Raw genomic sequence first — 11,332 nt, 5'->3', positions numbered from 1 at the left:
CCTCATCCCCGAGACGCCGACACCGGCAGAGCGCCTCACCGATGCCCCGCTGCCGCCCGAGCTGACGCTGGACCGCTGGCTCACGTCGTGGAACATCGACCTGCTGTGGGCGATCGTCGCCGGCTTCGCGATCTTCTTCTACCTCGTCGGAGTCTGGCGGCTGCGTCGCCGCGGCGACGCATGGCCGGTGTACCGCACCATCATGTGGGTGGCCGGCTGGCTGCTGCTCGTCTGGGTCACCGGCGGCGTCATCAACGTGTACCAGGACTATCTGTTCAGCATGCACATGGTCGGGCACATGCTGCTCACCATGGCCATCCCGCTGCTGCTGGTGCCGGGAGCGCCGATCACGCTCGCCGCGCGCGCGATCCACAAGCGCGACGACGGCACGCGGGGCGGCCGTGAGTGGCTCCTGTGGGCGGTGCACTCGCCGGTCGCCCGCGTGCTGACCAACCCCTTCGTCGCCGCCGGCCTGTTCGTCGGTTCGCTCTGGGTCTTCTACTACACCGAGCTGTTCCGGTGGTCGCTGTACGACCACCTCGGGCACGAGTGGATGATCGCGCACTTCCTCATCACGGGCTACCTCTTCGTGATGAGCCTCATCGGCATCGACCCGGTCCCCTACCGCCTGCCCTATCCCGGCCGGCTGCTGCTCCTCATCGGCGTCATGGCCATGCACGCCTTCTTCGGCATCGCGATCATGATGCAGGAGGGCCTCATGATCGCGGAGTGGTTCGGCGCGATGGGCCGCACCTGGGGCGCCACGCCGCTGGAGGACCAGTACACCGGCGGCGGCATCGCGTGGTCGATCGGCGAGATCCCGACCCTCATCCTCGCCATCACGGTCGCGATCCAGTGGAGCCGCAGCGACGACCGCGAGACCAAGCGCCGCGATCGGCATGCCGACCGCACCGGCGACGCCGAGCTCGAGGCGTACAACGCCCGCCTCGCCGCCCTCGCCGAGCGCGACGCGCGCACCCGCGGCTGACGCCGCTCCGCAGGCGGGGACGTGCACGGCCGGTGACGGTTACGTCTCCGGAACGGGTGGGTCCTCGGGAGGCGGCCGGTCACCGGTGTCGTCCGGGAGAGGAGCGCCCCGCCCGTTCGCGGCATCCCATCGCGTCCCGGCGATGTCGCCGCGCAGCGTTCCGGTCACGTCGTCGACCGCCGCGCCGACCGTCGGCGCGAACCGGTCGGGCGAGAAGCGGTCCGTGAGGCCGAATCTGGCCAGCGTGTCGACGACCGGCGACTTCATCTCGGCGATCACGAGACGGATGCCGTGCACGCGCAGGTACTCGTCGAGCTCGACCAACTCGTCGGCCGCGGTGGTGTCGATATCGGTGATGGGCTCGGCCGCGAGGATCACCGTGCGTACGCCGTCACCTGCCGCGCGAACGCGTGAGCGCACCCAGTCGTCGAAGATCGCGCCGTTCGCGAAGAACAGGGGCGCGTCGAACCTGACGATCACGATCCCGGGAACACGGGTCGCCGCCGGATTGCGCGACATGTCGTGGTAGCCCCGCAGGCCCTGCACACGCCCCAGTTCGGCCTTGTACGGCCGCCACGAGCGGTTCACGAATGCGACGAAGGACAGAGCGATCGTGATGACGATGCCCTCGAGCACGCCGAAGACGAGCACGCCGAGGAACGCGGCCAGTGAGAGCACCGCGTCGACGAGATGGATCCGAACGAGCCGGGCGAAGCCGCGCACGTCGATCAGGCTGATCGCGGCGCTCGTGACCACGGCGGCGAGCGTGGCCGACGGGAGGAACTGCGTGAGCCCCGGCAGGGCGAGGATGAACACGATCAGCAGGAGGGCGCCGACGACCCCCGTGAGCTGAGTGCGCGCCCCCGCCTGTTCGGCGACCGGCGTGCGCGACGAGGAACCCGACACGGGGAAGCCGCCGAGAGCACCGCCGGCGATGTTCGCGATGCCGAGTCCGGCCATCTCCTGGCTCCCGTCGACGCTGTCGCCTCGACGGGCGGCGAACGTGCGCGAGAGCACCGCGGTGTCGGTGAACGCGATGAGCGCGATGCCCGCGGCCGGCAGTGCCAGGGCGGCGATGTCGGTCAGCCGGAGGCCCTGCAGCGCGGGTGCGGGAAGGCCCTGCGGGAGGGCGCCGACGACGGGGAGCAGGGTCGAGATGCCCAGCAGCGCCGTGACCGCCGTCGACACCACCACGACGACGAGCACCCCCGGTATCCGCGATCGCAGTGCCTTGAGTGCGTAGATCACCACGAGAGACCCGACGCCGAACGCGGCCGCGATCGGGTCGATCATTCCCGAGGCGATCTCCTGGACGATCGCTGCTGCGCCCTGCCAGGGCGAGGATGCGTCGATCGAGAATCCGAGCAGCGCCGGCAGCTGCGACACGATGACGATGACCGCGATGGCGTTCAGATAGCCGACCCGGATCGGCTTGGACAGCAGATCGGTGACGAACCCCAGGCGCACCAGGCCGCCGACGACGAGCAGCGTCCCGACCATGATCGCCAGCAGCCCCGCGAGCGCGACCGCACGGGCCGGGTCGCCGAGCGCGAGCGGGAGGATCGCGGCCGCGACGATGGGAGCCAGTGCCGAGTCAGGACCGAGCACGAGCACGCGTGACGGTCCGAAGATCGCGTAGGCGAGCAGCGGCACGATCGTGGCGTACAGGCCGGTCTCCGGCGGCAGTCCGGCGACGACCGCGTAGCCCATCCCCGCGGGGATGAGCAGCGCCGTGACGACGATGCCCGCCCGCACGTCGGGCCACAGCCACGCGCGCTCGTACCTCCGCGCCACGGCGACAGCCGGAACCCAGCGGGCGAGACCCTTCACTGCCGTCATCATCGACTCCGGCATCCATTCTGGCGGAAGCCCGGGGCTGCCGTCCCGGGCGCGGTCAGGTGGTGTCGGGACCGGTGACCACGATCGACGCGGTGCCGTCCGGCTGCACCGTGATGGTGCCCTTGACGATGAACGGCACGTCCTCGCTCACCGCGCGGACCCGGCCGTCGAAGATCGAGCGGATGTCGACATCGATGTGCGCGACGGCCTCGGCGGCGAGGATCGACCAGCCGGCGCCGTCGGGCTCGACCGCGACGGTCGGCTGCTGCACGATCGACCACTTCGGCAGCGACACGATCCGGTCCTGTACGAAGAAGCCGAACGGGCAGGCGGTCGGCTGCAGCACCTCCTGGGTCGCGCAGGCGGTCAGGAACTCCTCGACCTTCTGCTGCACGACGCTCATGAACTTCTCGGTCGGCTGCGACTGCACGTTCACGGGGATCGCATGGAACGGACTGTCGGACAGCACGGCCACACCCGGGGTGCTGGAGATCGCCGTGTCGACCGACACCGAGTACAGGCCCGGAGAGAACACCAGGAGCGAGACCGGCGCGGCGGGATCGGCATCCGCCCCATCGGGTGAGACCTGACGCTTGTCGATCTCGAAGCCGTTGACGTCGAACACCATCGAGCCGCTGACGCCGAGGTTCATGACCGCGAGCGGGCTCTCGGCGAACCGCCAGGTCGGGGCGAGGCCGATCGTGCCGTCGCGTTCGACGGAGAACGTCGTGCGCCCGTCGTAGCCGCGGGCCCGGTACTCGATCGTCACCTGCGTGACGTCGCCGTCCTGCTCGGCGGACACGACCTCCACGTCGCTGATCGGGGCGAGGGCGGCACTGCGCAGCAGCGCCTCGGACGCCGTCGAAGGGAGCCCGGCGGCCTCGAGCTCCGCCGAGGTCACGGCCACGCCGGCCACGGCGAGCGCATCGGCCGCGCGGCCCTCGGCCAGGAGGTCGACGTAGCGTTCGACGAACGCCTTCGGACTGTAGAACTGGCGCTCGATCACGCCCCACGCGGCGAAGACGGCCCCGGCCAGCAGCACGCCGACGAGGCCGAGGAGCACGAGGTCGACGATGAGACGACGGCGTTCGCGGACCTTGCGCGGCGGCTGGATGAGCGGTTGCTCGGCGGTTCCGGCCGCGGGCGCGGGGGTCGCCTCGACGGCCGGCGGCGCGCTCGCGCGACCGGATGCCGTGTCCAACGCCCCCTGGTCCACCCGGCCAGTCTAGGAAAGACTCGCCGGGAGGCCGCTGTGGACGGAAACATTGTGGACTCCCCGTCTCTTCGGGGCGGCGGCGATCGTTCGCCCAGGTCAGGCCATGATCGCGTCGCGCACCGCGCTCGCGCCCGCGAGCTGGCCCGAGGCGATCGCCGCCGCCAGCGACACCATCGGTCCCGGCACGGCGGCGAGGTGGGCCATGTCGCCGCCGGCGTAGACGCCGGGCACGGTCGTGCGGCCCAGCGGGTCGATCTCCACACCCCCGCTCGGCAGGATGCCGCAGCCCAGCTGCTCCGCGAACGGTGCGCGCTGCGCCGACGTCGCAGCCGTGAAGACGCCCGCGACGCGTTCGGCTCCGCCCCCGACCAGCGCGAGCTCGAGACCGCCGTCCACCTCGGTCACCGCTCTGACGTCGGCAGGACGGGCGATGAACGCGGACGCGACGACGGGACGCAGCATCCGGTCGATCATGGCGCCGTGCTCGCCCTCGATGAGGATGCCGATGCGCTGCCCGGCGAACTCGTGGCCGTGACAGAACGGGCATTGCGCGACACGGCGGCCCCACTGCTCGGCGAGCCCGGGGACGGCGGGCAGCTCGTCGCGCATGCCCGTCGCGAGCACCAGGCGGTGGGCGCGCTCCAGCCCCTGCGTCGTGGTGACCTCGAAGCCGCCGATCGCGCCGGCCACCGCCGTGACCTCGACCGCCCGCACCTCGACGGTGTCGTAGGCGGCGAGCTCGGTGCGGGCGATGCGGCGCAGCTCCTCGGGGCTGCGGCCGTCGTTGGTGAGCAGATTGTGCGCGTGCTCGACCGTGGCGTTGCGGTACTCCCCGGAATCCAGCAGCAGCACGCTCCGGTGCATGCGGCCGATGGTGAGGGCGGCCTGGAGGCCTGCGGGGCCGCCGCCGATGACGATGACGTCGTACATGGGTGTTCCTCTCGTCGGGTTGCGTCGAGGTCGATCCTGTGACTTCATGTCGACATGAAGTCAAGTCTGTCGATCGGGGATACCGCGGCCCGGTTCTCGCTGCCCACGCACGTGCTGCGCCACTGGGAGGACGTGGGCCTGCTGCATCCGCAGCGCGACAGCGGCGACCGGCGGCGCTACGGCGACGACGACCTGGTGCGGATCGGCGTGATCGTGCGCAGCAAGAGCGCGGGCATGAGCCTGGAGCAGATCGGCGTGCTGCTCGACGAGCAGGCGCCCGAGCGCCATCGGGTGCTCGAGGAGCACCTCGCCGACCTCGCGCGGCGGATGGCCGACATGGAGCGATCGCGCCTGATGACCGAGCACGCCCTGAACTGCCGCTCGCACGACATCACCACGTGCCCGCGGTTCCGGGCGATCATGGACGAGGTCGTGGCGGGCACGGGCACCTGGCGCGAGGCCGAGACGCCTGTGGACAACGACGCGCACTCCACCGATCACGGCGCGCACGGCCGCGATGCGGCGGCGGCTCGTTAGCATGAATCGGTGAACACCCCGCCGCTGTCCCCCGAGCAGGAGGCGCTGTTCCGGCTCATCGAAGACACCCGCGAGCACGTGTTCGTCACGGGCCGGGCCGGCACCGGCAAGTCGACGCTGCTGCAGCACCTGGCGTGGAACACGAGCAAGCAGATCGCGGTGTGTGCGCCGACGGGCGTCGCGGCGCTGAACGTCGAGGGGCAGACGATCCACTCGCTGTTCAAGCTGCCCCTCGGGATCATCGGCGCGCACGACGAGGACCAGTCCGACGCGACGCGCAAGCTGCTCAACGCCATCGACACGCTCGTCATCGACGAGATCTCGATGGTGAACGCCGACCTCATGGACGCTATCGACCGCTCGCTGCGCAAGGCGCGGGGGCGCCGCGGCGAGCCCTTCGGCGGCGCGCAGATCGTGATGTTCGGCGACCCGTACCAGCTGGCCCCCGTGCCGCCCCGGGGCGACGAGCTGCGGTACGTGCGCGACCACTACCGCTCGTTCTGGTTCTTCGACGCCAAGGTGTGGGTGGGCGAGTCGGCGAGCGACGGCATCCTCGACGTCGGCTCGTACGGCGCCGACCTGAACATCCGCGAGCTGGTCGACATCCACCGGCAATCCGACCCGGCGTTCAAGGCGATGCTCAATGCGGTGCGGTACGGCCGGGTGACGGCCGACATCGCCGAGGTCCTCAACGACACGGGCGCGCGCACTCCTCCCGGCCCGGTCGACGGCGAGCACCCGATCATCACGCTCGCCACCCGCAACGACATCGTCAACAACATCAACCGCCGGCACCTGAGCGAGCTCGTCGGGCGGGAGCAGACGGCGATGGCCGAGGTCAGCGGCGACTTCGGACGCGGCGATGCCGCCTACCCCGCCGACGTCGAGCTCAAGCTGAAGGTCGGCGCCCAGGTGATGTTCCTCCGCAACGACACAGGGTCGTTCGGCGAGCCGCCGCGCTGGGTCAACGGCACGATCGGCACGGTCACCCGGATCGCCGGCGAGACGGTGCGCGTCGACGTCGAGGGCGAGGAGTTCGACGTCGAGCCCTCGGTCTGGGAGAAGTACCGCTACTCGTACGACCCCGGCTCCAAGAAGCTGACCCGCGACATCGTCGCCGAGTTCACCCAGTTCCCGCTGCGGCTCGCCTGGGCGGTCACGATTCACAAGTCGCAGGGCAAGACCTACGACCGCGCGATCATCGACCTCGGCTCCGGAGCCTTCGCGCCCGGCCAGACCTACGTCGCACTGTCGCGGCTGACCTCGCTCGACGGGCTCTACCTCTCGCGACCGCTGCGGCCGCGGGACATCCAGGTCGACCCCGACGTGCGCCGCTTCATGGCGTCCGCCGTGCGCGGCGCGGCGGTGTCGTAGGCCGATCCGGCCGGGTCAGGCGACCTGCGCGGCCTTCGCGTGGGCGAGGTCCTCGAAGAGCTCGGTGTTGAAGCGGTAGGCGAGCAGGACCTCGTCGATCACGCGCTCCTGCTCGGCGGCATCCCACGGGGCGGCGTCGAGCTGCTCGCGATAGACGTCCTTGAACGCCTTCGGATCTGCGATGTCCTGGAACAGGTAGAAGCCGATGCCGTTCGTGTCGAACCCGAACCGGCGGGCCATCAGCCGGCCGATGAACTGACCGCCCGACAGGTCGCCGAGGTAGCGCGTGTAGTGGTGGGCGACGAAGCCGCCGGCCCAGGTCGCGCCGACCTCGTTGATGCGATCGACGTAGCGCTGAGTGGTGGGCAGCGCCTGGATCCGCTCGCGCCAGTCGGGGCCGACGAGGAACTCGAGGTCGGCCTCGAGCGCGGGAAGGCGCGTGAGCTTGTCGGAGATGAAGACGGCGGCGACGGGGTCGTTGCGCATCTGGCCCGCCGTGCGCTCGAGCGCCTCGTAGATGAACCAGTGCTGTGCCACGAGCGCGACGTAGTCGTCACGCGTGCCCTCCCCCTTCATGAGGTCGGCCATGAAGCCGGAGTGCTCGCTCGACGAGTGCGAGCTGCTCGAGCGCTCGCGCAGCGCGGTGGAGAACGGGATCGGGTCGCTCATACCTTCATGCTAACTGAAGATAAGGCGAACCTAACCAAAAATTTCTAGGCGTGCGGTCTCGGCTCGACATCGAGCCGCCGGCACGCCTCGTCGTACAGCGCGACGATCTCGCGGCGCACCTCACGGCGCTCCGAGATCGGACCCGACGGCCACGGCACCGCGACCTCGGCCGTCGAGCCGTCCGCGAGCGTCGCCTGCCACACCCCGCGATCGCCGTCGAACCCGGTCATGACGGAAGACGTGATCTCGGCCGTCATGATCCCCGCGTCCGCGGCGAACGCCCGCGTGATCAGAAGGTTGTCATCGCCGTGGTCGCCGTTCATGTGGCCGAGCACGCCCGTGAGGGCATCGTCGTCGAAGAGGTGGGTCATGCTCACACCCTACGGATCGCCGTGCAACGCAAGCCACCGGTGTGTGTTTGAATTCAATGCACGATCGTCGGGGGGTGAGAATGCGGACCCGGTCTACACGTCGCCGCGCCATCGCGGTCATCGCCGGCGCCATAGCGTCGGCACTGCTCCTGGCGGGCTGCTCCTTCGGCGGCGAGGTCGAGCCCGACCTGCCTCCGCAGGCGGCGGCCTCCCTGCCCGATGAGACGGTGCAGCGATTGACGGATGCCGTCACCCACGCGATGGGCACCACCGGGTCGTCGGGCGCCATCGTCGGCGTCTGGGCGCCCTGGAGCGGCACCTGGGTGGCGGGCCTCGGCACGCAGCGCCCCGACGGCGGCGGCGATGTGACCGCCGACCTGGTCTTCCGCGCCGGCAAGGTGACACGGGCCATGACCTGCGACGTGCTCTTCCAGGTCGCCGCCGACGGCAAGGTGAAGCTGAACGACAGCGTCACCCAGTACGTGTCGGGCGTCCCCGACCTCGCCGACATCACCCTGCTCGAGCTCTGCGACGGCACGTCGGGCATCGGCTCGTACGCGGGCCAGCTGTACTCGTCGTGGATCGCGAACCCTGCACGCGAGTGGGATCCGCGCTACCTCGCGAGCTTCGGTCTCGGACAGCCGCGCTCGGGCGAACCGGGTACGGCATACCGCGACTCCGATGCCGGCTACCTGCTGCTGGGCCTCGCGCTCGAGCGGGCGACCGACATGACGGCGGCGCAGCTCATCCAGACCTACGTCGCCGATCCGCTCGGCCTCGACGCGACGGCCCTCGGCGACCTCCCCGCGGAGGGGGTGCTGAAGGGCGGGCAGTCCGTCAACACCCCCGAGGGTGCGCTCGACTGCGCGGCCCCGATCGACCTCACGGCCGCGTCCTCGAGCACCGGGTTCACCGATGCCGGCGCCGTCTCCGACATCGAGGATCTCGGCCGCTACGTGCAGGCGCTCGCCTCGGGCGCACTCGTGGCGGACGACGATCGTTTCGGCACTCCGGTGGCCGTCGCCGCTGACGGGCCGTCGTGGTACACCGCCGACGGCGGTGCGGTGATCGCCGGATCCCTCATCGGGCAGTACGGCAAGGTGCCCGGCTACATCACCGCCGCCTTCGCCGACGCGACGACAGGGCTGACGGTCGCCGTCGTGCTCAACAACTCCGCCGCCGACGCCGCGGTGGGCGAGTACCTCGCGTGGGAGCTCGCGGCGATCGCGTCGAAGGCGCCCGCGGCGGCCGGCGAGACGGTGCCCGAGGCAGGGCTGCCCTGGACGCCCGAGCAGTACCACGACGCCATCGCCGCCGCGGCGGTGTGCACGCCGCCGGCGGCGTAGTGGGGGCCCGAGCGAGCTCGGGAGGTGCGGGCGCCACCGGCGCGAGCGGGCCGGGCCGATCCGTGACGACGCCGGCCATCGTGCTGGTGGTCGCGGGCCTGGCGTGTCAGGAGGTCGGCGCGTCGATCGCGGTGCTGCTGTTCCCGCAGGTGGGGCCTCTCGGCATGGTGATGCTGCGGCTCGTCTTCTCGGCGATCGTGCTGCTGCTCATCGCGCGTCCCCGGGTGCGCGGACACTCCCGCGCCGACTGGACCGGGGTCGTCCTCTTCGGGCTCGTGCTCGCCCTGATGAACGGCCTGTTCTACCTGGCCCTCGAGCGTCTGCCCCTCGGCGTCACCGTGACCATCGAGGTGCTCGGTCCGCTCGTGCTGTCGATCGTGGCTGCGCGCCGGGCATCGGCGTGGCTGTGGGCGGTGCTCGCCCTCGTCGGCGTCGTGGCGCTGGGGGGAGGCGGCTGGGACCGCCTCGACCCGCTGGGCGTGGTGTTCGCGCTCGGCGCCGCGGGCAGCTGGGCGTTCTACATCCTGGCGTCGGCGCGCGTGGGCAGGGCCTTCCCCAGGCTCGACGGGCTCGCCCTGGCGATGACGGTCGGAGCGGTCATCGCGCTCCCGTTCGGTATCGCGGATGCCGGAGCCGCCCTCCTGCGCCCCGAGATCGTCGCGCTCGGCGCGGCGGTCGCCATCCTCTCGTCGACGATCCCGTACGCGTTCGAGCTGATCGCCCTCCGGCGCCTGCCGGCCGCCGTGTTCGCGATCCTGATGAGCCTCGCGCCCGCCACAGCAGCGCTCGCCGGCTTCATATTCCTCGGCCAACATATGACGTGGCTCGAGATCGCCGGCATCAGCCTCGTCATCGCCGCGAGCATCGGCGCGGTGCGCTCCTCGTCGCGCGCGGCCAGCGAAGCCGCAGAGCCGCTCGCCTGACGCGGAGAAGGTGCACGGCCCCGCCGCTACTGCTGCCGTCGCTGCCGGTGCTGTTGCCGGCAAGACGGGTGCGCGGGATGGATGCCGCGGCCGGCGTGCGACGGCGCGACCGGCGGGCTCGCTACGATCAGGGCCATGACTCAGGCGGACGACGCGGTGGAGACGAGATGGGCCGTGCTCGGCCCCGGGGCGATCAGCCGGGACTTCGTGGTGGGGCTGCGCGCCTCGCGGCACGGCGTGCTGCACGCGGTGGGCAGCTCGTCGGCGGAGCGGGCGGCGGCTTTCGCGGCGGAGCACGGGGCTGCGGCATCCGGAACATACGACGAGATCCTGGCCCGCGACGATGTCGACGCGGTCTACGTCGGAACCGTCCACACGACGCACGCCGAACTCGCGATCCGCGCGCTGGAGGCGGGCAAGGCCGTGCTGTGCGAGAAGCCCGCGAGCCCGACCCTCGACGAGGTCGAGCGCATCCTCGACACGGCCGGGCGGATGCAGCGGCCGTTCCTCGAGGCCTTCAAGACGCGGTTCGGGCCGTTCGCCGACGCCCTGCGCGACCTGGTGACACGCGGTGAGCTGGGCGCGCTGCAGGGCGTCGAGGGCGCCTTCGGCTTCGCGGCGGGCGCGCAGGAAGGCCGCCTGTTCGACCCCGCGCTCGCGGGCGGCGCGATCCTCGACGTGGGCTGCTATCCGCTCGCGCTCGCGATCGACCTCGCCGCCGCTGCCGGCGAGCCGATCGACGCGCCGGACTACCGCGCCTTCGAGGCCGAGCTGGTGGCGGGCGTGGACGGCACGGCATCCGCGGTGATCGCGTTCGGCGGCGTCACCGCCGCGATCGCCACGTCGGTGATCGAGGACCTGCCCGACACCGGCGTCCTGCGGTTCGCAGATGCCGAGGTCGTTCTCCCCAACGTCTGGGGCAGCAGGACCGAGAGCCCGTCGAGGCTCATCGTCCGGCGCGGCGGCGAGGAGCGGGTGATCGAGGTGCCGGTCGTGCAGCCGATGGCGGCCGAAGCCGACGCGCTGTCGCTGGCCATCGCCGAGGGCCGGCTCGAGGTGCCGGAGATGCCCTGGTCGCACACGCGTGCGGCCGCGCGGGTGCTGACGGACTGGCGCGCGGCGGCTCTCGCCGGCTGAAC

11 protein-coding genes are annotated in these 11,332 nt (G+C 71.2%); 6 read left to right on the top strand and 5 right to left on the bottom strand.

The features are described 5' to 3' along the window. Positions 1–988 (top strand): cytochrome c oxidase assembly protein (locus ACI3KX_RS13185; RefSeq protein WP_404910007.1); only part of this gene is annotated, 988 nt, incomplete at its 5' end. A gap of 39 nt (positions 989–1,027) precedes the next feature. On the opposite strand, the gene ACI3KX_RS13180 is transcribed toward ACI3KX_RS13185, so the two are convergent. From ACI3KX_RS13180 to ACI3KX_RS13170, 3 genes are all read right to left on the bottom strand, one after another. Beyond that, a complete protein-coding gene (locus tag ACI3KX_RS13180) occupies positions 1,028–2,830 on the bottom strand; it encodes a SulP family inorganic anion transporter (RefSeq protein ID WP_404910006.1) in 1,803 nt (600 codons plus the stop codon). Positions 2,831–2,882: 52 nt separating this feature from the next. Beyond that, positions 2,883–3,941: a hypothetical protein gene (locus ACI3KX_RS13175; RefSeq protein WP_404910010.1), complete on the bottom strand. Its 1,059-nt coding sequence runs from the start codon at positions 3,939–3,941 to the stop codon at positions 2,883–2,885. A 198-nt stretch (positions 3,942–4,139) separates the two neighbouring features. Beyond that, positions 4,140–4,973, bottom strand: coding sequence for an NAD(P)/FAD-dependent oxidoreductase (locus tag ACI3KX_RS13170; protein WP_349425635.1), 834 nt, complete (start codon positions 4,971–4,973; stop codon positions 4,140–4,142). A gap of 54 nt (positions 4,974–5,027) precedes the next feature. Here ACI3KX_RS13170 and ACI3KX_RS13165 point away from each other — a divergent pair, with 54 nt between their 5' ends. Both ACI3KX_RS13165 and ACI3KX_RS13160 read left to right on the top strand, forming a co-directional pair. Beyond that, positions 5,028–5,510 carry a MerR family transcriptional regulator gene (locus ACI3KX_RS13165; protein WP_363355878.1) on the top strand — a complete coding sequence of 161 codons (483 nt, stop codon included), beginning with the start codon at positions 5,028–5,030 and terminating at the stop codon, positions 5,508–5,510. A 9-nt stretch (positions 5,511–5,519) separates the two neighbouring features. Further along, complete coding sequence (locus ACI3KX_RS13160) at positions 5,520–6,884, top strand: ATP-dependent RecD-like DNA helicase (protein ID WP_404910005.1); 1,365 nt, start codon at positions 5,520–5,522, stop codon at positions 6,882–6,884. Positions 6,885–6,899: 15 nt separating this feature from the next. Here the strand turns inward: ACI3KX_RS13160 and ACI3KX_RS13155 are convergent, their stop codons facing one another. Next, complete coding sequence (locus ACI3KX_RS13155; protein ID WP_363355874.1) at positions 6,900–7,553, bottom strand: biliverdin-producing heme oxygenase; 654 nt, start codon at positions 7,551–7,553, stop codon at positions 6,900–6,902. A 44-nt stretch (positions 7,554–7,597) separates the two neighbouring features. Then, a complete protein-coding gene (locus tag ACI3KX_RS13150; RefSeq protein ID WP_363355872.1) occupies positions 7,598–7,924 on the bottom strand; it encodes a DUF2470 domain-containing protein in 327 nt (108 codons plus the stop codon). A gap of 80 nt (positions 7,925–8,004) precedes the next feature. On the opposite strand from ACI3KX_RS13150, the gene ACI3KX_RS13145 reads away from it, so the two are divergent. The 3 genes from ACI3KX_RS13145 (at position 8,005) to ACI3KX_RS13135 (ending at position 11,330) form a co-directional block, all read left to right on the top strand. Next, positions 8,005–9,270 carry a serine hydrolase domain-containing protein gene (locus ACI3KX_RS13145; RefSeq protein ID WP_363355870.1) on the top strand — a complete coding sequence of 422 codons (1,266 nt, stop codon included), beginning with the start codon at positions 8,005–8,007 and terminating at the stop codon, positions 9,268–9,270. A gap of 62 nt (positions 9,271–9,332) precedes the next feature. Then, positions 9,333–10,193, top strand: coding sequence for an EamA family transporter (locus ACI3KX_RS13140; protein ID WP_404910004.1), 861 nt, complete (start codon positions 9,333–9,335; stop codon positions 10,191–10,193). Positions 10,194–10,328: 135 nt separating this feature from the next. Further along, positions 10,329–11,330 (top strand): Gfo/Idh/MocA family protein, encoded by a 1,002-nt coding sequence (locus ACI3KX_RS13135; RefSeq protein ID WP_404910003.1) that lies wholly within the window; start codon positions 10,329–10,331, stop codon positions 11,328–11,330. Positions 11,331–11,332 lie beyond the last annotated feature (2 nt).

Origin of the sequence: Microbacterium sp. ZW CA_36 (assembly GCF_044987475.1) — a bacterium.
Lineage (GTDB): Bacteria > Actinomycetota > Actinomycetes > Actinomycetales > Microbacteriaceae > Microbacterium.
Note: the sequence above shows the minus strand (reverse complement) of the source record. Positions and strands in the feature narration are given on the sequence as shown.